The sequence below is a fragment of the Antribacter sp. NEAU-D49 genome (genome assembly GCF_057158775.1).
The window spans coordinates 1-25,708 of the sequence record NZ_JBXTSN010000006.1 but is presented as its reverse complement, the minus strand read 5'-3'; the positions used below and the strand labels follow the sequence as shown (position 1 = coordinate 25,708).

The 25,708-nt window shown below is 73.6% G+C and carries 23 protein-coding genes and 1 rRNA gene; 6 read left to right on the top strand and 18 right to left on the bottom strand.

All coding sequences use genetic code 11. The features are described from left to right. Window positions 1-202 precede the first annotated feature (202 nt). The 3 genes from AC060K_RS06850 (at window position 203) to AC060K_RS06840 (ending at window position 3,110) form a co-directional block, all read left to right on the top strand. Window positions 203-1,258 carry an ABC transporter ATP-binding protein gene (locus AC060K_RS06850; RefSeq protein ID WP_483764678.1) on the top strand — a complete coding sequence of 352 codons (1,056 nt, stop codon included), beginning with the start codon at window positions 203-205 and terminating at the stop codon, window positions 1,256-1,258. Continuing rightward, a complete protein-coding gene (locus AC060K_RS06845) occupies window positions 1,255-2,052 on the top strand; it encodes an ABC transporter permease (protein ID WP_483764677.1) in 798 nt (265 codons plus the stop codon). The genes AC060K_RS06850 and AC060K_RS06845 overlap by 4 nt, the downstream gene beginning before the upstream one ends. Window positions 2,053-2,171: 119 nt before the next feature. Then, window positions 2,172-3,110 carry a COX15/CtaA family protein gene (locus tag AC060K_RS06840; protein ID WP_483764676.1) on the top strand — a complete coding sequence of 313 codons (939 nt, stop codon included), beginning with the start codon at window positions 2,172-2,174 and terminating at the stop codon, window positions 3,108-3,110. Window positions 3,111-3,113: 3 nt separating this feature from the next. On the opposite strand, the gene AC060K_RS06835 is transcribed toward AC060K_RS06840, so the two are convergent. Together AC060K_RS06835 and AC060K_RS06830 are read right to left on the bottom strand one after the other, a co-directional pair. Further along, on the bottom strand, window positions 3,114-3,956 hold the full coding sequence (locus AC060K_RS06835; protein ID WP_483764675.1) for a hypothetical protein: 843 nt from the start codon (window positions 3,954-3,956) through the stop codon (window positions 3,114-3,116). Between the two features lie 11 nt (window positions 3,957-3,967). Then, on the bottom strand, window positions 3,968-4,729 hold the full coding sequence (locus AC060K_RS06830) for a helix-turn-helix transcriptional regulator (protein ID WP_483764674.1): 762 nt from the start codon (window positions 4,727-4,729) through the stop codon (window positions 3,968-3,970). 156 nt (window positions 4,730-4,885) lie between these two features. Between AC060K_RS06830 and lgt the strand changes: the two genes are divergently transcribed. Continuing rightward, window positions 4,886-5,836 (top strand): prolipoprotein diacylglyceryl transferase, encoded by a 951-nt coding sequence (gene lgt / locus AC060K_RS06825; protein WP_483764673.1) that lies wholly within the window; start codon window positions 4,886-4,888, stop codon window positions 5,834-5,836. Window positions 5,837-5,857: 21 nt separating this feature from the next. Here the strand turns inward: lgt and AC060K_RS06820 are convergent, their stop codons facing one another. After that, a complete protein-coding gene (locus tag AC060K_RS06820) occupies window positions 5,858-7,024 on the bottom strand; it encodes an FAD-dependent oxidoreductase (protein WP_483764672.1) in 1,167 nt (388 codons plus the stop codon). A gap of 65 nt (window positions 7,025-7,089) precedes the next feature. On the opposite strand from AC060K_RS06820, the gene AC060K_RS06815 reads away from it, so the two are divergent. Beyond that, window positions 7,090-8,049 (top strand): LLM class flavin-dependent oxidoreductase, encoded by a 960-nt coding sequence (locus AC060K_RS06815; protein ID WP_483764671.1) that lies wholly within the window; start codon window positions 7,090-7,092, stop codon window positions 8,047-8,049. An 87-nt stretch (window positions 8,050-8,136) separates the two neighbouring features. Here AC060K_RS06815 and AC060K_RS06810 read toward each other — a convergent pair whose 3' ends face one another. From AC060K_RS06810 to AC060K_RS06745, 14 genes are all read right to left on the bottom strand, one after another. Continuing rightward, window positions 8,137-9,087: a hypothetical protein gene (locus AC060K_RS06810; RefSeq protein ID WP_483764670.1), complete on the bottom strand. Its 951-nt coding sequence runs from the start codon at window positions 9,085-9,087 to the stop codon at window positions 8,137-8,139. 116 nt (window positions 9,088-9,203) lie between these two features. Further along, complete coding sequence (locus AC060K_RS06805; RefSeq protein ID WP_483764669.1) at window positions 9,204-9,992, bottom strand: DUF4230 domain-containing protein; 789 nt, start codon at window positions 9,990-9,992, stop codon at window positions 9,204-9,206. A gap of 108 nt (window positions 9,993-10,100) precedes the next feature. Continuing rightward, the gene (locus AC060K_RS06800; RefSeq protein ID WP_483764668.1) at window positions 10,101-10,937 is read right to left on the bottom strand and encodes an NUDIX domain-containing protein; all 837 of its coding nucleotides are present in this window, start codon (window positions 10,935-10,937) and stop codon (window positions 10,101-10,103) included. Between the two features lie 2 nt (window positions 10,938-10,939). Then, window positions 10,940-12,619, bottom strand: coding sequence for a CTP synthase (locus AC060K_RS06795; RefSeq protein ID WP_483764667.1), 1,680 nt, complete (start codon window positions 12,617-12,619; stop codon window positions 10,940-10,942). A 127-nt stretch (window positions 12,620-12,746) separates the two neighbouring features. Further along, on the bottom strand, window positions 12,747-14,495 hold the full coding sequence (murJ, locus tag AC060K_RS06790; protein ID WP_483764666.1) for a murein biosynthesis integral membrane protein MurJ: 1,749 nt from the start codon (window positions 14,493-14,495) through the stop codon (window positions 12,747-12,749). A gap of 2 nt (window positions 14,496-14,497) precedes the next feature. Continuing rightward, complete coding sequence (locus tag AC060K_RS06785) at window positions 14,498-15,421, bottom strand: hypothetical protein (protein ID WP_483764665.1); 924 nt, start codon at window positions 15,419-15,421, stop codon at window positions 14,498-14,500. Between the two features lie 58 nt (window positions 15,422-15,479). Further along, window positions 15,480-16,463, bottom strand: a complete 984-nt coding sequence (locus tag AC060K_RS06780) for a copper transporter (protein ID WP_483764664.1) — start codon at window positions 16,461-16,463, stop codon at window positions 15,480-15,482. 76 nt (window positions 16,464-16,539) lie between these two features. After that, on the bottom strand, window positions 16,540-17,745 hold the full coding sequence (gene steA / locus AC060K_RS06775) for a putative cytokinetic ring protein SteA (RefSeq protein ID WP_483764663.1): 1,206 nt from the start codon (window positions 17,743-17,745) through the stop codon (window positions 16,540-16,542). Between the two features lie 6 nt (window positions 17,746-17,751). Further along, window positions 17,752-19,524 carry a DNA repair protein RecN gene (gene recN / locus AC060K_RS06770; protein WP_483764662.1) on the bottom strand — a complete coding sequence of 591 codons (1,773 nt, stop codon included), beginning with the start codon at window positions 19,522-19,524 and terminating at the stop codon, window positions 17,752-17,754. A 1-nt stretch (window position 19,525) separates the two neighbouring features. Then, window positions 19,526-20,485, bottom strand: coding sequence for an NAD kinase (locus AC060K_RS06765; RefSeq protein WP_483764661.1), 960 nt, complete (start codon window positions 20,483-20,485; stop codon window positions 19,526-19,528). Further along, a complete protein-coding gene (locus tag AC060K_RS06760) occupies window positions 20,482-21,474 on the bottom strand; it encodes a TlyA family RNA methyltransferase (RefSeq protein WP_483764660.1) in 993 nt (330 codons plus the stop codon). Before AC060K_RS06760 ends, AC060K_RS06765 begins: the two co-directional genes overlap by 4 nt. A 5-nt stretch (window positions 21,475-21,479) precedes the next feature. Continuing rightward, entirely contained in the window at window positions 21,480-21,758 is a 279-nt protein-coding gene (locus AC060K_RS06755) for a hypothetical protein (RefSeq protein WP_483764659.1), read from the bottom strand. A gap of 73 nt (window positions 21,759-21,831) precedes the next feature. Further along, window positions 21,832-22,872 (bottom strand): HAD-IIA family hydrolase, encoded by a 1,041-nt coding sequence (locus AC060K_RS06750; RefSeq protein WP_483764658.1) that lies wholly within the window; start codon window positions 22,870-22,872, stop codon window positions 21,832-21,834. Beyond that, the gene (locus AC060K_RS06745) at window positions 22,869-23,810 is read right to left on the bottom strand and encodes a hypothetical protein (protein WP_483764657.1); all 942 of its coding nucleotides are present in this window, start codon (window positions 23,808-23,810) and stop codon (window positions 22,869-22,871) included. The genes AC060K_RS06750 and AC060K_RS06745 overlap by 4 nt, the downstream gene beginning before the upstream one ends. Between AC060K_RS06745 and AC060K_RS06740 the strand changes: the two genes are divergently transcribed. Further along, the gene (locus AC060K_RS06740) at window positions 23,805-25,148 is read left to right on the top strand and encodes a hypothetical protein (protein WP_483764656.1); all 1,344 of its coding nucleotides are present in this window, start codon (window positions 23,805-23,807) and stop codon (window positions 25,146-25,148) included. The genes AC060K_RS06745 and AC060K_RS06740 overlap by 6 nt on opposite strands. Before the next feature lie 229 nt (window positions 25,149-25,377). Here the strand turns inward: AC060K_RS06740 and rrf are convergent. Next, window positions 25,378-25,494: ribosomal RNA gene (gene rrf / locus AC060K_RS06735) — 5S ribosomal RNA — on the bottom strand. Between the last annotated feature and the right edge of the window lie 214 nt (window positions 25,495-25,708).

Here is a 25,708-nt window from a genome sequence, read left to right as displayed (position 1 = left end):
GCCTGCCGGCGTGCGCCGGGTCCTGGACGAGACCCGGGCAGCAGTACGCACCAGGACTCCGTCGGTTTAAGGAACATCCTTGTTCCCTAATTCCCGATGCGCAAGGAAGGCGAGCCTCACACAGGCCCGATCTGCACAAGATCACACCCGTCCGGGCGGCGGCCCACCAGGGCGGGCGCGCCCTCGCGCCTACGATGGCACGGTGCCTGCCTCCCCCGCGCTCGAGGTGCGCGGCCTCGTCAAGCGCTACGACGGCCGGGCCGTCGTCGACCACCTCGACCTCGTGGCTCGTCCGGGCGCGGTGACCGCGGTGCTCGGCCCCAACGGCGCCGGCAAGACCACCACCGTCGAGTGCTGCGAGGGCCTGCGCACCCCCGACGCCGGTTCGGTCCGCGTGCTGGGCCTCGACCCTGTCGCCGACGCCCGCCGCCTCCGGCCCCGCGTGGGCGTCATGCTGCAGGACGGCGGCCTGCCCACCGGCGTGCGCGCCCTCGAGATGCTGCGGCACGTCGCCGCCATGTACGCCCGTCCGCGCGACGTCGCCGAGCTGTCGGCGCGCCTCGGTCTCGACTCGTTCGCCCGCACCACCGTGCGCCGCCTGTCCGGCGGCCAGAGCCAGCGCCTCGCCCTCGCGGCAGCCGTGGTGGGGCGCCCGGAGGTCGTGTTCCTCGACGAGCCCAGCGCCGGCATGGACCCGCAGAGCCGCCGCGCGGTCTGGGACCTCGTGCGCGAGCTCCGGTCCGACGGCGTCACCATCGTCCTCACCACCCACCTCATGGACGAGGCGCAGGACCTCGCCGACCTGGTCCACGTCGTGGACCACGGCCGCGTCATCGCGTCCGGCTCGGTCGCCGACCTCCTCGCCGACGGGCCGTCCGCCGGCGACGCCCCCGCGACGGTCCGCGTCGAGGCCACGCCCGGACTGGAGACGGAGCCACTGGTCAAGGCGCTCGCGAGCCTCCCAACTGGTCCGAGCCTCCCTGCCGGTCATGGCCTCCCAGGCGGCACGGCCCCACCGCGAAGCACGCTGCCCGACGGCTGTCGCGCGGCCTCCGCGACCACCTCACCCTGGGCGGTGGTCGCCGGGGCGGACGGTACGTACACGGTCACCGGCCCCGTCGACCCGCGTGCCGTGGCAACCGTCGCCGCGTGGCTCGCCGACCAGGGGGTCCTCGCCCGGTCGCTGACCACCGGCCGGGGCACCGGCCGCACCCTGGAGGACGTGTTCCTCGACCTCACCGGAAGGCACCTGCGATGACCACCACGCAGCCCGGGACGGTGCACCCGGGCGAGGCCCCGGCGTCGGACCTCGCCGCGCCCGCCTGGCGGCGCGTCACCGCCCAGGCCTCGTTCGAGACCCGCGCGATCCTCCGCAACGGCGAGCAGCTGCTCGTCACGATCGTGCTGCCGGTGCTCGTGCTGGTGGGGCTGGTCCGCACGTCGTTCCTCGACCTGGACACGCAGGGCTGGTCGCGCGTCGACTTCGTGACCCCCGGCGTGCTGGCGCTCGCCGTGATGTCCACGGCGTTCACGTCCCAGGCGATCGCCACGGCGTTCGACCGGCGCAACGGCGTGCTGCGCCTCCTCGCCACCACCCCGCTCGGCCGCAGCGGCCTCCTCGCCGGCAAGGTGCTGGGGGTCCTCGCCGTCGAGGTGGTGCAGGTCGTGGTCATCGCCGGCGTGGCGCTCGCCCTCGGGTGGCGGCCGGCGCTCGCCGGGCTCCCGGCCGTCGTGGGCGTGACGCTCCTCGGCACGGCGGCGTTCACCGCCCTCGCCCTGCTGCTGGCGGGAACGCTGCGAGCCGAGGGCGTGCTCGCGGTGGCCAACCTCCTGCTCGTGCTGCTGCTCGTCGGTGGCGGCGTGCTCCTGCCCGCCGGAGACCTGGCGGCGCCGCTCGCGCACCTCGCGGTGCTGCTCCCGTCGGGGGCGCTCGGCGAGGCAATGCGCGGGGCGCTGCTCGACGGCGCGGTGCCACCGTTCTCCGTCGTGGTGCTGCTGGGCTGGACGGCCGCCCTCGGCTGGGGTGCGGGCAAGCTGTTCCGCTGGCACTGACCCGGGCGCGGGCCGCACGGCCACCCCGTGTTCGGAGGGCTGCTACCCGGGCGAGAATCACACCTGGTGAGGTGCTCGCCCGGGGCGAGCGACCGGCGTCGGGCACTACCGTGGAGGGCGTGACTGCGAGCGCCGCCCTTGCCGGACCCACCACCGACCGCCTCGCGCCCCTCCGGCGCTGGACCCCGGCGGCCCTGATCGCCAACCTGGTGGCGCAGATCGGCATCATCGTGACCGGCGGCGCGGTACGCCTCACCGAGTCGGGGCTGGGCTGCTCCACGTGGCCGTACTGCGAGCCCGGGCAGTTCACCGCCGTGATCCACCCCGAGACGAGCTACCACCAGTACATCGAGTTCGGGAACCGGACGCTGACCGGAGTGGTCTCGTTCTTCGCCCTGGCGGTCGCGGTGCTGCTCTGGACGGCACCGGGCCGGTCGCTGGCGTTCCGCCGGCTCGGGTTCGTGCCCCTCGTCCTCGTCGCGGTGCAGGCGCTGCTCGGCGGGATCCTCGTGCACCTGGACCTGCACCCGGGCCTGGTGTCGCTGCACTTCATCCTGTCGGGCCTGCTCGTGGCCATCTCGCTCTACCTGGTGCACCGCTGGCCCGAGGGCGATGGCGCCGCGGTGCCGCTGGTCGGGCCGCGGGTGCGGGCCCTCGCATGGGCGCTCGCGGGCCTGACCGTCGTCGTTGTGGTCCTCGGCGTGATCACCACCGGCGCGGGTCCGCACTCGGGCGACGCGGAGGTGGGCTACCGCTTCACGGTGGACCCGGCCCTGATGTCGAAGTGGCACGCCGCCTCCGTGTGGGCGTTCCTGGTGGCGCTGGTCGCGCTTCTCGTGGCGGTGCGGCCGCGGGCCGCGGCCGGCCCGGGCCTCGACCTCGCGCCGGTACGGCGCTCCGCGTGGGTGCTGCTCGGGATCACTCTGCTCCAGGGTGCGATCGGCTACGTGCAGTACTTCACGGGGCTGCCGATCCTGCTCGTGGCCCTGCACATGCTGGGCGCGGCGCTGCTCATCGCGGGCACCACGCGCGTGGTGCTGACGACGCGTACGCGCTGACGGTCAGCCGAAGACCGACCTCCACCGGCCGAGAACCGCGGTGATGCGGGCGGGGTCGGCGACGTCCTCGTAGTACCGGACGAGCCGCAGGACTGTCACCTGGTCGTGGATGAGCCCCGTCAGGTACTGCATGCCGAGCCGCACGCTCGCTCCGATCTCGTCGTGCTCGGAGTACTCGTCGAAGACACCCGCTGCGGCTTCCGGCTTCATCGAAGCCATGAGACACCAGAGGTCGCCGTAGTCCTTGTCACGAACCGTGTGGTCGCGAGGCCCCCCGAGCCGTTCACCGATCTTGTACGACTTGGCGCAGAGCAGCGCAGGCACGCCCGCCACCTGGAGATCCACCGTCAATCCCGGGTCTGCGAGGTCGTGGACCCTCATCGCACTGCGGTCGAAGGCGGACAGCTCGAGGCCCGGCGCGTTAGCGACACTCAGGGCACCGTGATCCTCGCGTAGGAGCGGTACACCGCGTCGGGCCTTGCCGACCGCGCCGGAGATGGCCTTGCCCGTCAGCAGGTCGATCTTTTCCCGATACTGCCACCGGCCGTTCCGGTCCACGTACGACGTGCGGCCCCAGAGCCCCGGTCGTGACGCGATCCGGTGCTTGAAGCCCGCTCCGGTGAGCAGTGCGTCGAGGCTGGGGGACGCGGGCACAAGGCTGGGCGTGACACCGAGGTCACCGTCGCCCGTCGGCCCAGGCGACACGTCGAGGTCGGCAGTGCGCAGCGCAACGGCATGTCCACCGACAAGCGTCAGCGAGGGAGCGTGCTCCTCGAGCAGCGTGACCACGCTGATGATGGCCCGGCGGCTCCATTCGACATCGCCGACCGGCTCCCGCGCAGTCACGTCGCCCCCGATCACAGCGTCTCCCCGCTCATCAGTGCGTCTGCTTGCTCCGCCATGCGCCCTGTCCCCCCGTAGCAGTCGATGACCACCTGGTTCTCGTCCGCCACCGTCACCCCGTCGAGCTCGATGCGGCCCACCTCGCACACGCCGTCGAACGGAATGAGCGTGATCCGGTTCCCGTACGTGCCACTGCGGCGCGGCTCGAGCTCTGTCACGTCGATCGCGATGTCCAGGTCCTCCACGTAGAAGACCGGCCACTGCTCCGCGGCGCTGTCCAGGTAGAGGTTCGCGGCGGCGTCCCCGGTGAGGGCATACTCGACCTCCCCGTCGGCCATCCGGCGCGCTACGGACCGCCAGTCCGTGGTGGGAAGGCAGTCGACCGCACCCTCCCGCCGGGCGAGGCGGGCCACCGTGGACGCCCGGAACAACAGGTCCGCCTCGCGACCGGGCGCAACCGTGTAGTCCTCGGTGACCAGGCCCAGCCTCGCCCACCGGTCGAGCCACGCCTCGGCCGCGCGCGTCACCACCATGCCCGACTCCGGGTCCACGGCGGCGCGGGCGGCGGCGATCGCGGCGCGGTCGGCTGTGGCGCCCACCGAGACAGGCTCCCCGAGGACCATGAGGATGGTCTGAGCGAGGTCGAACGACGGGCTGACCTTCCCGGCCTCGATCCGGTTGATCGTGGTGGGGGCCACGCCTGCGAGCGCCGCAAGCTCACGGGCGCTCAACCGGTTGATGCGGCGTAGTGCGGACACACGCTCTGCCAGGTCCATGGAACCAGCGTAGACCGGGTGGTGCAGATCTGCATCGCCTGTGCAGATCTGCACCGCATGGGTCAGACTGTTCCGCAGTACCTTGCCCGGCGGTCTAGGGTGTCGACGGCGGTCGGCGCGCGACCGCGACCCGCGACCTCACGAGAGGCATCCGCCGTGCTCTCCACCGCGATCCCCAGCCCTCCGCTGGACTGGAACGCCATCCATCTCGGCCCCCTGACGATCCACATCTACGCGCTCTGGCTCCTCGCGGGCATCGCAGCGGCCACCGTCATCACCGACCGGCGCCTCACCCGCCGTGGCGCGCCCGAGGGCGCCGTCATGGACGTCGTCCTCTGGGCGGTGCCCCTCGGCATCGTGGGCGCGCGGATCTACCACGTGCTCACCCACACCGGCGACTACTTCTACCCGGGCGCCGACCTGTTCGACGTCGTACGGATCTGGGACGGCGGCAACGCGCTGTACGGGTCCCTGATCGGCGGCGCCGTCGGCGCGTGGATCGGCTGCCGCCAGACCGGGATCGGGTTCTGGACCTTCGCGGACGCGCTCGCTCCCGGCATGCTCGTGGCGCAGGCGATCGGCCGCATGGGCAACTACTGGAACCACGAGCTCTTCGGGAACCCGACGACGCTCCCCTGGGGTCTGCAGATCGACCCGGCGGCCGGCATGTACCCCGCGGGCACGCCCGAAGGGACACTGTTCCATCCGCTGTTCCTGTACGAGATGCTGTGGAACCTCGTGGGGGCCGCGCTCCTGATCGCCCTGGACCGCCGGTTCGACCTGCGGCACGGCCGTCTGTTCGCCCTCTACCTCGTCTGGTACGGCCTGGGCCGCGCCTGGCTCGAGCTGCTCCGCATCGACCCCACCAGCGACCGCTACCTCGGCCTGCCCGCCAACGTGGTGGCCTCCGGCGTGGTGGTCCTGCTCGGGCTGACCCTGTTCCTGGTACATCGCCGCCGGGCCGCTCAGGCGGAGGCCGCCGAGCCCGCGCCGGCCGACGTCGATGCCGATGCCGACGAGCCCAAGGCCAAGGCTGAACCCGCCGAGGCCGAACCCGCCGCAGCCGAACCCGCGGCCAAGGCCAAGGCCGAACCCGCCGCCGAGTAAGCCGGCCGGACGCCGCCGGCATCAGTCCGGCGGCGTCCAGCCCATCACCGCGTCCGCGCCCCGGATCAGCAGCGACGGCGGCGTCAGCCGCATCAGCGCGTTGCGCGCACCCTGCCACCGGGGCCCCAGGTGCGACCCGAACCGGCCGGACTGCAGCGACGCCCGCCCGATGGCCCGGCAGCGGGGCCGACGCGCCGCGTCGAACGCGGTCAGCGCAGCGGACAGGTCTTCGCCCGCCCGCACGCGCGCGCCCACCAGCCGCCCCACACTCACCCCGTCCTCGAGCGCCGTCGCCGCCCCCTGCCCCATGGTGGGCAGGGTCGCGTGCGCGGCGTCGCCCACCATGACCAGCCGCCCGACGACGTACCGGGGCAGCCCGCCGGGCAGATAGTGCACGTCGTGACGCATCACGGCGGAAGCGGGCGTGGCGTCCACGAGGTCGCGGACCGGCGGAGCCCATCCGGCGAAGCGTTCGCGGGCAGCGGCGAGCTCGTCGTCGAGCACCGTTCGCTCGGAGAGCCGCACGTAGCCGTACCAGTACGTCTCGGCCTCGCCCAGGGGCATCACGCCGAACTCGGCGTGCGGCCCCCAGACCTGCCGCAGGAACTCGTCGGGAGCGGCCTGGGGCACGACCGCCCGCCAGCTCGAGTAGCCGCTGTACACCGGGCGGCTCGCGGGGAACACGGCGGCCCGGACGGCGCTGCGGACGCCGTCGGCCCCCACCACCAGGTCGGACTCCCACCGCTCGGAGCCCGCACCCACCACCGCCGGGGCGCCGCCCGGGGCGCCCGTCTCCACGTGCGTCACCCGGGCGCTGGTCACGAGCTCCACGCCCGTCGCGAGCGCGGCCTCGAGCAACGCCCCGTGCAGCCGACGGCGGTGCACCCCCCGCACCCCGACCGCCCGCCGCACCTCAGGTGTCCCCGGGATCCGCAGGATCTCGCCACCGTGCAGGTCCCAGGTGCCGCCGGCCCAGGTCGCCGGGCCCAGCCGCGCGACGTCGTCGTCCCCGAACCCCAGAGTGCGGAACGCGGCCTCGGCGTTGCGCGACATCGCGACGCCCGCGCCCACCTCCCCCAGGTCGGGCGAGCGCTCGAGGACCGTCGTGCGCCAGCCCGCCTGGGCGAGCGAGATCGCCGAGGCGAGGCCGGCGAGGCCGCCTCCCACCACTGTTGCCGTGAGCTCCACGCTGCTCCTGCCGCTCGGTCGGGCGTCGGTCATATCCTCGCGCACCCCGGTGCCAAGATCGGTGCATGACCTCCCGCTATCACCGCCTGCCCGCCTCCCCCGGCCGCCCGCTGCGCGTCGGCGTCCAGCTCCCCGAGGTGGAGCGCCATGTGCGCTGGGCCGAGGTGCTCGACCTTGCCCGGCGCGCCGAGGACGTCGGCCTCGACTCCCTGTGGGTGGGCGACCACCTGCTCTACCGGTTCGCCGACGGCTCCACGCGGGGCCCCTGGGAGGCCTGGAGCCAGCTCGCGGCCCTCGCCGCCGTCACCACCCGGGTCACGCTCGGCCCGCTCGTGGCCTGCACGGCCTACCGGAACCCGGCGGTGCTCGCCAAGGAGGCCGCGACGCTCGACGAGATCAGCGGCGGCCGCTTCGTGCTCGGCCTGGGCGCCGGCTGGAACGAGGTGGAGTTCCGGGCGTACGGGCTGCCGTTCGACCGCCGCGTGGCCCGGTTCGAGGAGGCGTACACGATCGTGACGACCCTCCTGCGCGACGGGGCGATCGACTTCGACGGGCAGTTCTACCAGGCCCGCGAGTGCGAGCTGGTCCCCCTGGGCCCGACGCCGGGCGGCCCGCCCGTCCTCGTGGGCTCGACGGGCCCCCGCATGCTCCGGATCACCGCGCCGACGGCCGACGCCTGGAACGCCTGGTACTCGGACACGGGGAACGTGCCGGAGGGTGTGGCGCCGCTCCGGGCCGTCGTGGACGACGCCGTCGTCGCCGCCGGACGCGCGCCAAGTGACGTGGCGCGCACCGTCGCCGTGCTCGTGCGGCTGCCGGGCGGCACCGGCCGGGTCATGGGCGACGTCGACCCCGCCATGGAGGTGCCCGCGCTCACCGGCTCGCCGGCGGAGATCGCGGCGGGTCTCGCCGGTTACGCGGCGGCGGGGATCGACGAGGTCCAGCTCGTGCTGGACCCGATCACGGCCGGGTCGATCGACGCGCTCGGCGCGGCGCTGACGGAGCTGGACCGCCTGGGGACCTGACCGCGCAGAGACCGCTGTGGGTATGGCTGTGGCGTGAACTCCGTGCGGAATTCACGCCACAGCCATACCCACAGCGGGAGGGGGAGGTCAGATCTCCGGCTGCCAGACGTCGGCGACGACGTCGGCCGGACGGTCACCCAGCGCACGCGAGGCGACGGCCCCCGTGGCGAAGTTCGCGTGACACTCGGGGCAGTACCACTCGGGCGTCGGCACGGGTACGTCGAAGCCCCCGTAGACGACCTCGGGCTCCATGGGCACGTCGCCCATCTTCATGCCCCAGACGATGCGCTTGGTGTTGCCGCGGGCGCCGCAGGCGGGGCACTGCGGACGCATCCGGGCGCGCTGCGAGGCGACCGAGTGCGGGTGGAGCAGCTCGTGGCAGGGTGCGCAGATCAGGTACGTGTCGCTGATCAGCTGCTGGAGCGAACGCTCGGTGACGCCCTCGAGCGCGGCGCGCACGGCGCCGTCGTCGTGCGCCATGAGGGTGGAGACGTCGACGAACCGCTCGCACGTGGCGCAGCGCTCCTCGCGACGCAGGTCCCAGCCCGCGATCTGGCGGTGCGACAGCAGGCGCAGCGCGTGCAGGTTGGGCGACAGCGGGCCGGTCTCGCACTCGCCGGCCTCGAGCGTGCCGGTGGAGCCGTGCTTGAACTGGTGCGCGATGCCGTCGAGCACGAGGCGCGCGTGCTCCTGCGGCAGCCAGCCGGACGATCGGGAGTAGGCGGTGGCACCGGTGAAGAGGTCGTCCCAGATGACCGGGCGGTCGGGGCCGAACAGCTCGTCCGAGACCCAGTCCTCACCCTTCGAGGTGCCCATGAGCTCGACCGCGGCGACGATGCCGGGCTCGGCGCCCACGACGGTGACGACGACGTCACCACGCTGCGGGCCGTCGGGCCCGCCCGGCAGGCGGTGCTCGGGGCTACGGGTGGCGATCGCCACGGACTCGCGCAGCCAGTCGTCCGTCCAGTTCAGATAGACGGACGGGACGAGCCACGCGGGCAGGGAGGACACGTTGGGGAGCACGTCGGAATCTGTCACGCGCGAAGACTAGCGGAACTGCATAGCACCGAAATGACGCGACCGCCTCCGGTGCCTCGGCACGCCGGTGATCCGCGCGAGTTCACCCGGTTTCGGCGCCCCGCCAGACGGCGGCGTCAGTCGCCCGGGGCGATCCCGTCACCCTCGTAGGTCACGGTGACCGTCTCGAACCCGAGCGACGTCAGCATCCCCACGAGCGTCTTGCGCGTGTTCTCCTCGGCCCGCTCCTCCAGGTCGCTGGAGCCGGCGGCCTCGCCGAGCATCTCCTCGGCCTTGGCGAGCACCTGCTGGCGGGAGTCGTCGTCGCCGGCGAAGAAGTCGTTCAGGCGGTTGATGAGGCCGCGCTCCTGCGAGATGGCCCGGCTCCGCTCCAGGTCGAGGCGCGGCTCCGCCAGCTCCGGACGCGGCAGCACCAGCTCGACGGCGGTGCCGTCCTCGGAGACCGTGATGTCGTCCTCGGTGAGCTCCCGGAAGTCGACGTACGCGTCGACCGACCCGTGCGCGATGAACAGCGTGCGCTCACCGGCGAGCCAGTCGGGCACGAAGCGGGTGTCCTCCTCGAGGTCCACCACCACCTCGTAGTTGCCCTCCGCGGCGACGAAGCGCGCCAGGTCCTTGATGCTGAGCAGCACCGGCGGCGTCGAGCGGTCGATCGTCTCGGTGGCGAACGGGTTGAGCGCCGTGGTGATCTGGTCCCGGAAGGCCCACAGCACCCCCAGCCCGACGGCGATCACGAGCAGCAGGCCGGCGACCGTCCCGACCAGCGCCGTGAGCAGCGTGCGCCAGCGGAAGCGGTCGCCCGACCTGGCCTCCTGGACCGCCTCGGCCTCCGCGCGGCCGCGCGGCTGGCCCGCGACCCGTGGCCGCTCGATCCGTTCCGTCGTCCGGTCGTTGTCGTCCGCCACGTCTGCCCCATTTCCGGGAGTTTGTCTGCGGGCCACACCGTAGCGCCTGCCGCCCACGCTCGCTCCCGGGCCACGCCGCTGTCCGGCGAGGACAGCGGCGCGGGGACGTCACCGGCGCCGGAAGCCCCAGTGGGCGTCGACCGGCCGGAGCGTCGTCCACGACGATGCCTGGCCGATGGCTGCGGCGAGGATGCCGGTCACCGCGGCGGCGTTGTGCAGCTTGCCGGCGAGCGCGAGCTGCACGGCCTCCTCCAGCGGCACGGGGACCACGACCATCTCGGCCTCCTCGGCCTCGCGCACGTGACGCTCGTCGTCGGGCACGGGGGCCAGGTCGCGGGCCAGGTACACGCGGAGCGCCTCGTTGCTGCCGCCGGGAGTGGGCAGGAGGTCGGCGAGGACGTGCCAGGTGGCGCCGACGACGTCGGCCTCCTCGGCCAGCTCGCGCGCCGCCGCGACGTGCGGCTCCTCGCCGTCGACATCCAGGAGGCCGGCGGGCAGCTCCCACAGGACGGCGCCGACGGGGTGGCGGTACTGACGCACGAGGAGGACGCGGTCCTGGTCGTCGAGCGCCACGACGGCGACCGCGCCGGGGTGCGACACGTACTCCCGGCGCACCACGCCCGCGGTGCCGAGGTCGACCTCGTCGGTGACGATGTCGACGATGCGGCCCTGGAAGGGCACGGCGAGGCGGCGGGACGGGCGGCGGGCGATCGTGTCGACGATCGACCCGCGCCGCGGCCGTGGCGCCGGCTCGGGGCGCGACGTCTCCGCTGCCACCTGCACGGGCACCTCGCCGGTGGCCTTCGCCGCCACCTGGGGCGACTCCTCCGGCTGGGTCTCGGCGGCCGCGCTCTCGACCGGCACGGTCTCGACCGGCGCCATCTCGGCGGCCGCACTCTCGACCGGCGCCACCGCACCCGCGGCGGGGATCGGCTGCTCTCCCACCGTCAGGCGGCCTGGCGCTCGAGAGCGGCCGCGATGAGGCCCGCGAACAGCGGGTGCGCACGCGTGGGGCGCGACTTGAACTCGGGGTGCGCCTGCGTCGACACGTAGTACGGGTGCGTCTCGGCCGGGAGCTCGACGAACTCCACGAGGGACGAGTCGGGCGACGTGCCGGAGATGACCAGGCCGGCCTCCTCGAGCGCGGGCCGGAAGGAGTTGTTCACCTCGTAGCGGTGACGGTGCCGCTCGGAGACGCGCTCGGTCCCGTAGGTCTTGGCCGCCACGGAACCGGGAGCCAGCTGGGCCTCGTACGAGCCGAGCCGCATGGTGCCGCCGAGGTCGCCCTCGCCGCCCACGATCGCGAGCTGCTCGGCCATGGTGGCCACGACCGGGTGCTCCGACTCGGGGTGGAACTCGGTGGACGAGGCGTCCACCCAGCCCAGCACGTTGCGCGCGTACTCGATCACCATGGACTGCAGGCCGAGGCAGATGCCGAGCGTCGGCACCAGGTTCTCGCGGGACCAGCGCAGCGCGCCGACCTTGCCGTCGATGCCGCGCACGCCGAAGCCGCCGGGCACGAGCACCGCGTCCACGCCCTCCAGGGAGCGCTGGGCGCCCTCGGGGGTCTTGCAGTCGTCGGCGGCGACCCAGCGGATCGCGACCTTGGTGTCGTTCGCGAAACCGCCGGCGCGCAGCGCCTCGGTGACCGACAGGTACGCGTCGGGGAGGTCGATGTACTTGCCGACGAGCGCGACCTCGACGTTGTGCTCGGGCTCGTGCACGCGCTCGAGGAGCTGCGCCCAGCCGTCCCAGTCCACGTCGTGGAACGGCACCCCGAGGCGGCGCACCACGTAGGCGTCCAGGCCCTCGGAGTGCAGCACGCGCGGGATGTCGTAGATGCTCGGCGCGTCGACGGCGTTGACGACGGCCTCGTTGTCGACGTCGCACATGAGTGCGATCTTGCGCTTGACGGGCTCCGGGACCTCACGGTCCGCGCGGAGCACGATCGCGTCGGGCTGGATGCCGATCGAGCGGAGCGCGGCCACGGAGTGCTGCGTCGGCTTGGTCTTCAGCTCGCCCGACGGGCCGATGTACGGCACGAGGGACACGTGGAGGAAGAAGACGTTGTCGCGGCCCAGCTCGTGCCGCACCTGACGCGCGGACTCGAGGAACGGCTGCGACTCGATGTCGCCCACCGTGCCGCCGATCTCGGTGATGATCACGTCCACGTCGTCGCCGGCCTCGGCGCGCATGCGCGACTTGATCTCGTCCGTGATGTGGGGGATCACCTGCACCGTGTCGCCCAGGTACTCGCCGCGGCGCTCCTTCGCGATGACCTGCGAGTAGACCTGGCCCGTGGTGACGTTCGACGACGCCGGGAGCTCCACGTCGAGGAACCGCTCGTAGTGGCCGATGTCCAGGTCCGTCTCGGCACCGTCCTCGGTGACGAAGACCTCGCCGTGCTGGAACGGGTTCATGGTGCCCGGGTCCACGTTGAGGTACGGGTCGAGCTTCTGCATGGTGACCCGGAGGCCGCGGGAGCGCAGGAGGCGCCCGAGCGAGGATGCCGTCAGACCCTTACCCAGAGACGACGCGACACCCCCGGTGACGAAGATGTGCTTGGTCGGCGAGGAGCCGCCGCGTGTCTGGGAGCGAGACTGGAGTCTGTTCTGGTGATCGACCACGGAACTCCATCCTAACCGAGTTGCAGCGCACCGGCGCTGTGGGAACAAGCACACGGCAGGTTCCGGGCAGCGACCTACGTCACCCGCCAGTGTGCGCTACGTGGGCTCGGCGTGCCGCTCGGGGCGGCTACCGGGCCGCTCCTCGCCGGGCACGTGCCATGACCCGCCCGACGCCGGAGCTCACCCGGGCACGCAGGTCCCGGTCCAGCAGGGCAGCCACGACGAGGACGACCGCCGCCGCGAGAAGGCCCGCCAGGAGGCCTGTACCGACCGCACCGCCGAAGGCCCCCAGGTCGAAGGGCACCTCGGAAGGCGGGCCGGGAACCTGGGCGCCCGACCGCGGCACGTGGGACCCGAGCCCGTCGGCGACGACGCGACCCAGGACGGCCCCGGCGGCGACGGCGACGGCAAGCCCGGCCAGCGCGCGCGGGGTACCGCGCAGGGCGACGGGTCCCAGGTGGCGCCGGACCGCCAGGAGCAGCCCGGCCCCCGCCACGACCATCCCCGCCGTCCCTACCGCACCGAGCGCGGCCAGGACCTCCGGCACCCGGTCGGCGAACGCGGCAGACCCGGGCTCCGGGTCCGCCGTACCGAGGACCACGGGCACCAGGACCGCACCGAGCGCCACGACGGCCCACCCCGCGGCCGTCGCGGCGACCGCGGCACGCCCGTGGTCGACGACGTACAGCGCGCGCGACAGGTGCAGGATCAGCGCGTAGCCGACGAGGCCCGGGGCGAGCCAGGTGAGCCCTGCCGCGAGGCCGGGGGCGTCGCTGCCGTCGACCACGAGGTCGAACACGGACTCGACCGCCGGCGCGGCGGCGACCAGCGCTGCGACACCGGCCGCCACCACGAGGAGGAGCGTCCGCGTGGTGCTCGCGACCAGGTCGCGCAGGGCGTCCAGGCGGCGCGCGGCGGCGTGCTCCGCGAAGCGGGGAAAGGCGCTCGTCGCGATGGGGAACGCCAGCACGGCAAACGGCAGCAGGTACACCTGCTGGGCGTAGAGGTAGATCGTGAAGGTACCCTCCGGCCCGGCGAGGTTGGCGGCCCGCATCACGAGCAGCGCGGAGAGCTGCTGTGCCATGAGGGCCCCCACACCGGCGAACGCCAGCCGTGCGGCCCGGCGCCCCTCCCCCGCCGGGAAGCGGAGCGTGGGCCGCAGCCGGATCCCGGTGCGCCGTACCGGGATCACGAGCGGGAGCGCGAGGAACGCGACTCCCGCCGTCGTGCCCCAGGCGAGCCAGTCCAGCGCGGCGCCGCTCAGGCGGGCGACGTCCTGGGCGTCGCCGTCCGCGAGCAGGCTGAAGCCGCCGTACACGGCGATGACCACCAGGCTGGACAGCAGCGGGGCGAACGCCGGCCAGAAGAACCGCTTGTGCGCCTGCAGCACCCCGCCGAGCACCACGGCCACCCCGTAGAGCGGCACCTGCACGGCGAACACCCGGAGGAAGCCCGCCGCCACGTCCTCCAGGAGCGGGTCGTGCAGGCCGAGCAGGCCGACCACCGGTCGCGCCAGGAGGGCGAGCAGCGCCGCCAGCGGCACCAGCACCACGAGGGTCCAGCCCAGGAGCGCGGACGCGGTGCGCGACGCGTCCTGGCGCGACTGCTCGGTCCCCTCCGCCGTGAACGCCGCCCGGCTCAGCGGGCCGGCCAGCAGCGGCACCACGGCCCCGGCGAGCGCGCCGCCCGCAGCGACCTCGAACAGCACGTTCGGCAGCAGGTTGGCGCTGTTGAACGGAGCGTCCACCCCGCCGGTGCCCAGGAACGCACCCTGAGCCAGCCACCGGCCGAAGCCCACCACCCGGCTCGCGAGGGTCACGACCGTGACGAGCAGCGCCGCCCCTACGAGCGTCTGGGTGCGGCGTGAGGCTCCCACCGTCAGCTCTTCGGGCCCGGGTCCGCGGCCGCGGCGACCACCGTGCCGGTGTGGTCCGTGCCCGAGGCGGCCGCGTCGTCGTCGGGCACCGCGGGCGGCGGCACCGGCCGGCGACCCCACTGGTCGGCCTTGCTCAGCCACGGCGTCTCGGCGATCACCTTCGAGAAGCTGACGCGCTCCGACGCGAGCGTGAGGCCGACGACGCCCGCCAGGGCGGCGAGGCGCACCGCACGGGGCGCGCCGAAGGCCACCTGGCTGCCCACGAGGGCGCCCAGGGCGTTCGCTCCGCCGTCGCCCAGCATGTCCCGCTCCCCGAGGTCTCCGGGGGCGGCGGCCACCGCGGCCCCCAGCACCGCGCCGGTCCCCGCCCCGGTGGGACCCAGAGCGAGCGGCAGGCTCGCCACCACGCCGGCCTTGAGGGCCCGCCCCGGACGGAGGTCGAACAGGTTGAGAAGGTTCGCGGTCCCGGCGATCAGGGCGCCGTTGACACCCACGTCGACCAGGTGGCCGAAGGCCCCGCCCCGCCGCGGGGTGCCCACGGCCGCCGCGACCAGCGCGGTCGCCGGGATCCCGACGACCTTCAGGGCGCCCGTCGTGACCCGGCCCTGCGCCAGCGCGCCGAGATGTCCACGCAGGCCCTTGGTCCGGACCGTCGTGTCCTCCGCGAGGTCGTCGACCACGCCGAACACCGCAGCGCTCACCGTGCCGAGCGCCGTGGCCCCGGGTGCGGGACCGCCCGCCGCCAGCGACCCGGCGAGGAGCCCGGCAGCGACGGCGGGACCCTCGAGCAGGCTGATGGGCTCGCCCCGGTGGTTGGTGCGCGTCCAGCGCGCGCCGTCGCCCGCGACCGCGTCCAGCGCGCGCCGCGCCACCACGGTGACCCCGGCGGCGACGCCAGCCGCCGCGATGAACCTGACCACGCCCACGCGTGTCCCCTTCCGTCGCCCCGGGCCTGCGGCCCGCCGGTTCAGCCTGCGTCGCGCCTCAGCCTGCGTCGCCCGAGGGGGGCGTCTGCCCGTCGGCCGGGAGCTCCACCACGGGCGGCAGGGCGTTCCCGCCGTCCTCCAGCCCGTAGTGGCCGGCGACCCCGCCGAGCCGGGCGGCGACTGCCAGCGGGACCGTGATGCGACCCACCGTCCGGTCGACGCCGCTCACCGTGGTGACCATCTCCGCGACCGCCTCGTCGGCACGCACGGACGCCACCACGTCGGTCGCGACCTCCGCCGGACCCGCGAGCACCACGGGCGCGCCACGGCCCTGCAGCGTCGTGGCGACGCTGGTCCACACCGACGTGGGCGTCTCCGCGTCCTCGTCGGTGGTCTCCACCGCCGGCTCCGGCTCCGGCACCGGCGCCGCCAGCAGCACGACGGCGTCCGCGCGCTCCGTCTGCTCGGTCCCGACCTCGAGAAGCTTCATCTGCTCGAGCTGGATCTCCAGGTCGGTGGCCTCCTCGCTGCGCGCGGCGTCCGTACCGCCCGTCAGCGCGACCGCGAGGGCCGCTGCGAGCGGAGGTGTGGTGCCGTCCGGCACCCCCTCCCCGAACGCCTCCCGGAACCCCGCGGCGAGCGTGCGGCGCATCGACGCCTCCTCGACGCTGTACCAGGTCTCGGTGAGGGTCCCGTCCGCGACGACCGTGCCGCCGGCTGCGACGATCTGGTCCACGACACCGTCGTGCACCTCGTCGCTCACCTCGCCGAGCTCCAGCACCGCCACCCGCTGGTCCTCCAGGCGGCCGGCGAGGAGCTGCGACCCGGCCGCCTCCACGAACCGGTCGTCCTCGTCGAGCTGCTCCTGGGCGGCCTCGAGCTGGTCCCGGTAGGCGTTGCGCTCGTCCCTCAGCTGGTCCACCTGCTCCTCGGCGAGCTCGCCGATGGACCCCTGGAGAGGTCCTGCGCCGAGGATGATGCCCACGGCCAGCGCGAGGAACACCGAGATGAGCGAGACGAGGTGGTACCGGAAGTCGATCACGAGGGGCGGGAGTCCTTCGGGGGCGTGCGCCGACGATACGTGCGGCGGGGACGGTTCGGACAGGGTCGGGGCGGCGCTAGCCGCCGAAGAGCGAGCCGACCCAGGAGACCAGGTCGTCGAAGCGGGCGGCGACGATGCCGAACACCGTCTGACCCAGGGACGAGGACCACAGGGCCGCCAGGACGGCGGCGAGGCCCGCGAGCGACAGCAGCGTCAGCTGCCAGTTCGAGATGCGTGTCCGGTACAGCCGCGAGACGCCCTTGGCATCCACGAGCTTGCCGCCCACGCGCAGGCGCGTGAGGAACGTCGAGGCCATGCCGGCGCGACCCTTGTCGAGGAACTCGACCAGCGTCGCGTGGGTGCCGACGGCGACGATGAGCTCAGCACCCTTGTCGTCGGCCAGCAGCATCGTGATGTCCTCGCTCGTGCCGGTCGCCGGGAAGACCACCGGCTCGACGCCGAGCGCGCGGACCCGCTCGAGGCCCGGCGCCTTGCCGTCGCGGTACGCGTGGACCACGATCTCGGCCCCGCTCGACAGCGCCCGGTCCGACACGGAGTCCATGTCGCCCACGATCATGTCGGGCTTCCAGCCCGCGTCGATGATCGCGTCGGCGCCGCCGTCCACCCCGATGAGGACCGGCCGGTTCTCCTTGATGTAGGACCGGAGCATGGCCAGGTCCTCACGGTAGTGATAGCCGCGCACCACGATCAGCACGTGCCGGCCCGCGATCGACGTGCGGATGTCGGGCACGCCCACGCCGTCGAGGAGGAGGTCCCGCTCACGGCGCAGGTACGTCATGGTGTTCTCGGCGAACCGCTCGATCTCGGCCGACAGGCCCTCGCGGGCCGCCGCAGCGCTCGCGGCGACCGACTCGGCGGTCTGCAGCTCGCCGCTGGCGAGCGGCTCGCCGTCCACGAGCACCTCGGCCTCGGAGATCTCCAGCTGCGTGCCGTCGGGCACCGACATGATCCCCGGGCCCAGGTCGTCCACGAGGACGATCCCGGCCTCGACGAGGATCCCCGGTCCCGTGTTCGGGTAGCGGCCGGAGGTGGAGCGGGCGGCGTTGAGCACCGCGACGGGCTGGGCGGCCACGAGCGCGTCGGCGGCCACCCGGTCGATGTCGACGTGGTCGATGACCGCGACGTCCCCCGGACGCAGCCGCGCCGTCAGCTCCTTGGTGCGGGCACCGACGCGCGCCGGGCCGCGCGTGGTCGACGCGGACTCCTCCGGGTCGACCCGCCGCTCGCTGCGTCGTTCAGGACGTGACAGGGTCAGCTTCATCGGGACCTATCGTCCCACGACAGAGGACTCGATGAGCTCGAGAGCATGCTGCCGGGCCGTCTCGGAGTTCTCCTGGCCCGACAGCATCCGCGCCAGCTCGCGCACGCGCTCGTCACCCGTGACCTGCCGCACGCCGGTCACGGTGATCATCCCGTCCGCCTCCTCGGCCCCGCCGTCGGTCGACTTCGTCACCACGACGTGCGCGTCGGCGAACGCCGCGACCTGCGCCAGGTGCGTGACGACGACCACCTGCGTGCTGCGGCCCAGGGTCGCGAGCCTGCGGCCCACCTCGACGGCGGCCCGCCCGCCCACGCCCGCGTCGACCTCGTCGAACACGAACGTGCGCCGGAGAGCCACCGCGCCGTCGCCGCTGTCGGCCCCCTGCCGGGCGCCTCCGCTGCGGTCGTTGGCCGCCGTCGCCAGCGCCACCTCGAGCGCGAGCATGACGCGCGAGAGCTCACCGCCGGAGGCGCCCTTGCCCAGCGGTCGCTCCGGTGCGCCCGGGTGCGGCACCAGCAGGAACGTCACCTGGTCGGCGCCGAACGGCCCGAGGTTCTCGGCCGCCTCGACCGTCACCACGAGGTGCGCGCCGCCCATCGCCAGGCCGTGCAGCTCCTCGGTCACGGCGGCAGCGAGCGCGGACGCCGCCTGCGTGCGTCCTCGCGAGAGGACCTCCCCCAGCCGGGCGAGCTCGGCGTCGAGCTCCTGCGTGCGCTCGGTCATGGAGCGGAGCCGGTCGCCGCCGTCGTCCAGGTCGAGGAGGCGCAGGCCGGCGTCGCTCGCCCACTGCAGCACCTCGTCGATGGTGTCGCCGTAGCTGCGGGTGAGGCCGTTGAGCGCCGCGAGCCGCTGGTGCGCCGCCTCGAGGGCGGCGGGGTCGGCCTGCAGGTCGTCCACGTACGCCGCAACGTCCGTCGCGACGTCGGACAGCAGGTAGCCCACCTCCGCGAAGCGCACCGCGAGGGCGCCCAGCGCCGGGTCGGAGTGCGCCGCCGCGTCGAGCGCACGGCGGGCCCGCTCGACGAGCGCGATCGCGTTCTCGCGGGAGCCGTCGGCGTCCTCCCCCGCGACAGCCTCGTGCGCCTCCTGCGCCGCCATCCGGAGCGCCTCGGCGTTCGACAGCCGCTCCACGACCGCCGCCAGCTCCACGTCCTCGCCGGTCTGGGGGTCGACGCGCTCGATCTCGTCCAGCCCGATCCGCAGCAGCTCCACCTCGCGGGCGCGCTCGGCGCTCTTCGTCGTGAGGTCGGCGATCTCGGCGAGGAGGCCGCTGCGCTCGGACCACGCCGCGCGATACTGCTCGAGCGCGCGCTGGTGGTCGGGCCCGGCGAACGTGTCGAGGGCCTCACGCTGCTTCGCGGGCGTGCGCAGCCGCAGCTGGTCGGACTGGCCGTGCACCGTGAACAGGTCGTCGGCCATGTCGGCCAGCACCCCCTGCGGCACGCTGCGCCCACCGAGGTGCGCGCGCGACCTGCCGTCGGCGACGGTCCGCAGGATCACGACGGTGCCGTCGTCCTCGACCTCGCCACCGGCCTCCTCGACGCGTTCCAGCACCTCGCTGCGCCCGGCGACCCGGACCCGGCCCTCGACGGCCGCGCCCGCGGCACCAGGCCGCACCGAGCGAGGGTCGGCCTTGCCGCCCATGAGCAGGTTCAGGCCTGTGAGCACCATCGTCTTGCCCGCACCGGTCTCACCCGTGATGACGGTCAGACCGTCGGACAGCGGGACCCGGGCCGAACGGATGACGCCCAGGTTCTCGATCGCGATCTCCTCGAGCACCTCACTCCTTCGTCTCGTCGCCGTGTGCCGCACCGGGCACGGGCACGCCGCGTGGCTCAGACCGTACCGCCTCGGGGAGCCGGTCGCGCCAGCCCGTGACCGGAAGGCTGAACTTGGACACGAGCCGGTCCGTGAACGGCGCCGTCGAGAGGCGCGCCAGCCGCAGCGGCACGTCCCCCCGTCGCACCACGACCCGCGAGCCCGGCGGCAGGTCGATGCTGCGCCGCCCGTCGCACGTCAGCACCCCCGACGCCGCGCTGTGCTCCCGGATCTCTACCGTGAACGTCGACCGCGGCCCGATGACCAGCGGCCGCGCGAAGAGCGCGTGCGCCGACAGCGGCACGAGCAGCACGGCATCGACGTCGGGCCACATCACCGGCCCTCCGGCGGAGAAAGCGTGCGCCGTGGAACCTGTCGCCGTCGACATCACCACTCCGTCGCACCCGAAGGACGACAAGGGCCGCCCGTCCACCCCGACGACGACCTCGAGCATCCGCTCACGCCGAGCCTTCTCGACGGTGGCTTCGTTGAGCGCCCAGCCGGTCACAGGCTCGTCCTGGCCGGGGAGATACACCGACACGTCGACGACGGCGCGCTCCTCGACCGCGTAGTCGCGGTCCGCGAGACGCCGGACCGCGAGGTGCAGGTCCTCCCGCTCCGACTCCGCGAGGAACCCCACGTGCCCCAGGTTGACGCCGAGAAGCGGCACGTCGGTGCCGCGCGTGAGCTCCGCGGCGCGCAGGATCGTGCCGTCGCCGCCCAGCACCATGACCACCTCGGCGTCGGTCACGCCCTCACGGGCCCGCGCGGCCGACATGTGGTTGCCGAAGTCCTCGGCCAGGTCGTCGTCGTGCAGCGTCACGTCGAAGCCCGCCGACGTCAGCTCCTTGACCGCCTCGTGCAGGGCGACGACGGCCTGCGGCCGCCCGCCGTGCGTGACGATGAGGACGCGGCGGCTCACGAGGTCGCTCCGTCCGGCTGCACGACGACGGCCGGCGGCGTGGGCGGCGGCCCGCCCGCCGCTGCGGTCTCGCCGTGGGCGGACTCGCCGGGGGCGGACTCGCCGGCCCGGTCCGTGCCCTGGGTGGTCGCAGGGTCCGGGTCCCATGCCACGGCCTCAGCGATCGCGGCGTCCAGCACGGCGTCGGCGACGGGTGCGCTCTCGCCGGGGGTGAGCCAGAGGAAGAACTCCCGGTTGCCGTGCGGTCCCGGGAGCGGGCTGGGCACGACCGCGCGGACGCGGAGGCCCACGCCCTCGGCGGCCCGTGCCACCACCTGGACCGCGTCGTGGCGCAGGGCCGGGTCACGGACGACACCGCCCGAGCCGAGCCGCTCGCGCCCCACCTCGAACTGCGGCTTGACCAGCAGAAGCGCCTGCGTGCGCGGCCCGGAGACCCCGACGACCGCAGGCAGCACCTTGACGAGCGAGATGAACGACAGGTCCGCGACGATGACGTCCGGGACCCGGTCGAGGTGCTCCGGGCCCAGGTCGCGCACGTTGAAGCCCTCGACCACGGTGACCCGCGGGTCCTCGCGCAGCTGCGGCACGATCTGGTCGTGGCCCACGTCGATCGCGACCACGTGCTCCGCGCCGCGGCGGAGCAGCACGTCCGTGAACCCGCCGGTGGAGGCTCCCAGGTCCAGGGACCACGAGCCCTCGATCGTGAGCGGGACCTCGGCTACGGACAGCGCGTCGAGAGCGCCCGCGAGCTTGAGGCCGGCGCGGGACGCGTACTCGAACTCCGAGAACTCGCCGCCCGCGACGTCGATCACCGCTGCCGTCGGTACGGCGACGGACGGCTTGGTCACCGCTCGCCCGTCCGCGACGACGAGTCCCGCCGCGACCAGCTCCGCCGCATGCTTGCGCGACCGGGCGAGGCCACGGCGCACCAGCTCCGCGTCGACGCGCGCCGTAGCGCCCGACGAGGCGTCGCCTGTCGTTCCTGTCACGAGGTTCACCGTCCGGAGTCGCCGCTCAGCTGCGCACGCAGCGCGTCATGGACCGCCTCGAAGCGGGCCACATGGTCGGCCGGAGGCACGTCCTCGAGGCCGTCGAGCAGCCCGAGAGCATCGCGCACCGCGGCCTCGGGGTCGGCGGCACCGGCCTCGGGGCCCACCTGCGGGGCAACCTGCGGTCCCGCCTGCGGGGCAGCCCCGGCGGCGCGGGCCAGCACCGAGGGCGTCACCGCCCCAGGAGTCTCCTGCGTCATCGTCACCTCCGGTTCGTCCTGCACGGGCGGATGCCCGCTCACACCGTACCCGCCGCCACCGACACCGAGCCGGACGTCGGCAGGGTGCCCGGTGACCTCAGGCCGTCAGCTCCGGCACGGTCGCGGGGTCGAGCGGGTCGCCCGCGTCGACCGCGGCCCACGCCGCCGCGCAGGCAGCCCGGACCAGGTCGATGCCGGTGCCGTGCCCGCCTGCGGCAACCGCACCCGCGGCGGGCCGACCACCCAGCCGGAGTCCGCCGTCGGACACCTGCGCAGCCGCCTCGCCGCAGACCCACCAGCCGTCGTCGAGGACGGGCGCGGGGTGCGGCTCCAGGAGCGCCCGCAGGTCCGCCGCGAGGAACGTGGGCCGCAGGCCCGGCTCGGCGAGCACCGCGTCACGCGCCGTCGACACCCCGGTCAGCACGTGCAGGCCGGGATAGCCGCCCTCCCGGGCGCCGGCGAGGTCCGTGTCGAGCCGGTCGCCGATGACGAGCGGACGCTCAGCGCCGGCCCGCTCCACCGCGAGGTGGTACATCGTGGGCGACGGCTTGCCAGCGCTCGAGGGCTGGACGCCCGTGGCCGCGACGACGGCCCCCACGAGGGAGCCGTTGCCCGGTGCGAACCCCCGCGCCGTCGGCAGCGATAGGTCGAGGTTGCTCGCCACGTGCCACGCCCCGCGCTGCACCGCGTAGGCGGCCTCGGCGAGCTGGACCCAGCCGAGGTCGGGCGAGTAGCCCTGGGCCACGGCGACAGGCTTGTCGTCCGCCGACGTCACGACCTCGAAGCCCGCGGCGGTCACTGCCGTCACGAGGCCCTTACCACCTACCACCAGGACCTTCGCCCCGGGCTCCAGCCGCGTGCGCAGCAGGGCCGCACACGCCTGGGCCGCGGTCATGACCTCGTCCGGGACGGTCGGAATGTCGAGCTCGCTCAGCTGACCCGCGACGTCCTCCGGCTCGCGCGAGGCGTTGTTCGTCACGAAGACCAGACGCATGCCCCGCTCGCGCGCGGCCGACAGCCCGGCGGCCGCGTGCTCGATCGGCAGATGGCCCTTGTAGGCCACCCCGTCGAGATCCACGAGCGCCAGGTCGAAGGCCTCGGCGAGCGGGACAGCGCTCGCGAGAAGACCGGCGGTCACGCGGACGCCCCGGGGGCGTCCTTCGTGTCCTCGTCCGTCGTCACCTCGGCGTCATCGTCCTGCCCGACGCCGGGCTGGTCACCCTTGTCGTGCGTGGTCGGCTCAGCCGTGGGCTCGGGGTCGGAGTCGTCCTCCGGGTCGACGTCGTCCGTCTCGTCGGCCGAGTCGGCGGAGTCGGCCGAGTCAGCGGAGTCGGCCGCGTCCTCGTCGTCCTCTTCAGGCTCGTCCGAGTCGTCCTCTTCATCGCCCAGGTCGGCGGCCTCGTCGTACACGTCGTAGACGACGACCTCCTCGTCGGGAGCCGTAGCGCCGATGGCACGCTCGAGGTCCTTCGGCGAGACGGTGGCGAGGAGAGCAGCTGCCTCGTCGCCTCGTCCGGCCGCCTCGAGCGCGACGGCCCGAGCCTGCAGAACCCGGAGGCCGAGATCGCCCTGCGCCTCGCTCGCGGGAATCTTGTCCAGGACCGCGAGGGCCGCGTCGTGCTCACCGAGGTCGGTGCGCGCACCGCTGACGACGATCGCGAGCTCCGTCCGCCCGACGGCGTCCAGCGTGGACGCCTCGTCCGAGGCGGCAAGCGCGATCGCGCGCTCCGGACGGCCGAGACCACGCTCTGCATCGGCCATGAGCGGCAGGTGCTCGGACGAGCCGTTGAGACGGCGCACCGTACGCAGCTCGCGCAGCGCCTCGGCGTACCGGCCGGTGCGGTAGGCGGCGAGACCGGCCGCCTCACGCACGATGTCGACACGGCCGCCACGGCGGACGGCCGCCTGGGCGTGCTCATAGGCAAGCTCAGGGTTCACATCGAGAAGTCGGCCGGCCATCACCAGGTGAAGGCCCACCTGCTCCGCGTTGTCCTTGCTCAGACCGCGCAGGCGTCCGCGGACCTCCTTGTCGAGGTCGCTGAACGACGCGTCCTCGGCGATCTCCGGCTCGTGCACGCGCTCCGAGGCACGCTCGTCGACAGGACGCGGACGGTCCTCGAACGACCGGTCGTCGTCGCGTTGGGGGCGGTCACCGAACGAGCGCACGGGACGGTCGTCCTCGCGCCGCGGACGAGCTGCCGCGCCGTCGCGTTGGGGCCGGTCGCCGTACGGACGACGCTCGGCGCCGCCTGTGGGGCGGTCACCGAACGAGCGGCGCTCCCCGCTCGACTGCGGACGCTCGCCCGACGCCCGACGCTCAGAACGGTTGCCGGCGCGAGGAATCCGGTCCTCGAAGCGACGGTCGCTACCGCCACCACCCTGAGGACGGTCACCGAAGGGACGCGCCGGACGATCGCCGCCCCGGTCGTCGAACCGACGCTCGCCGGAGCCCTGGGGCCGGTCTCCGTACGAACGGGCCGGACGGTCGCCGTCACGCTGAGGGCGGTCACCGTAGGGACGACGCTCACCAGAACCGCCGGTCGGGCGGTCACCGTACGAACGTGCGGGACGGTCGCCGTCACGCTGAGGGCGGTCACCGTAGGGACGACGCTCACCAGAACCGCCGGTCGGGCGGTCACCGTACGAACGTGCGGGACGGTCGCCATCACGCTGCGGACGATCGCCGTAAGAACGACGCTCACCAGAACCGCCAGTGGGACGGTCACCGTAGGTGCGACGCTCACCAGAACCGCCGGTCGGGCGGTCACCGTACGACCGAGCCGGACGGTCACCATCACGCTGCGGACGGTCACCGTAGGTGCGACGCTCACCAGAACCGCCGGTCGGGCGGTCACCGTACGACCGAGCCGGACGGTCACCATCACGCTGCGGACGATCGCCGTAAGAACGACGCTCACCAGAACCGCCCGTGGGGCGGTCACCGTACGACCGAGCCGGACGGTCACCATCACGCTGCGGACGGTCACCGTAAGAACGACGCTCACCAGAACCGCCCGTGGGGCGGTCACCGTACGACCGAGCCGGACGGTCACCATCACGCTGCGGACGGTCACCGTAGGTGCGACGCTCACCGGAACCGCCGGCCGGGCGGTCACCGTACGAACGTGCGGGACGGTCGCCGTCACGCTGCGGACGGTCGCCGTAAGAACGACGCTCACCAGAACCGCCGGCCGGACGGTCACCGTAGGTGCGACGCTCACCAGAACCGCCGGCCGGGCGGTCACCGTAGGTGCGACGCTCACCGGAGCCCTGAGGACGATCACCGTAGGAACGTGCGGGACGCTCGGAACGGTCGCCGTAGGGACGCGCCGGACGGTCACCACCGCGGCCGTCCTGTCGGGGCGCGCCATCTCGGCGGAAACCACCGTCACGACGGGCGTCACCCCCACGTGACGCGCGGTTGTAACCCTCGGACGAGCGCTCGCCCTCGCGCTCCTTGCCCTGCTCACGGGGCGAATCGTTCACGGTGTTCCCTTCGACGGCAGATACGGGTCCATTCTCCCACGCCGGGGCTCGCGAAGGCGGTGCGCCCAGCGGTCATGGGGTGTGACGTCCGTGGTGAACTAGTGCGGAAATGCATCAAGACCCGCACCACGTGGGTGCGGGTCTTGATGTGAAGGGTGTCCGGCGGCGTCCTACTCTCCCACCCCGTCTCCAGGGCAGTACCATCGGCGCTGTAGGGCTGAGCTTCCGGGTTCGGAATGGGACCGGGCGTTTCCCCTACGCTATGACCGCCGTAACGTTATCGAGTTGTCAGGGCTGCCCCCCGGGTTCCCGCCCCGGTCAAGGGGTGGGGGTTGGGGGGTGGTGCCCGTTTCTCGGGAACCACACAGTGGACGCGTAGCATGTTGTTTAAGGGTGTTGTGAAGTTGTCGGCTGATTAGTACCGGTCAGCTGCACGGGTCTTTCGTCCCCGTTTCCACGTCCGGCCTATCGACCCAGTAGTCTGCTGG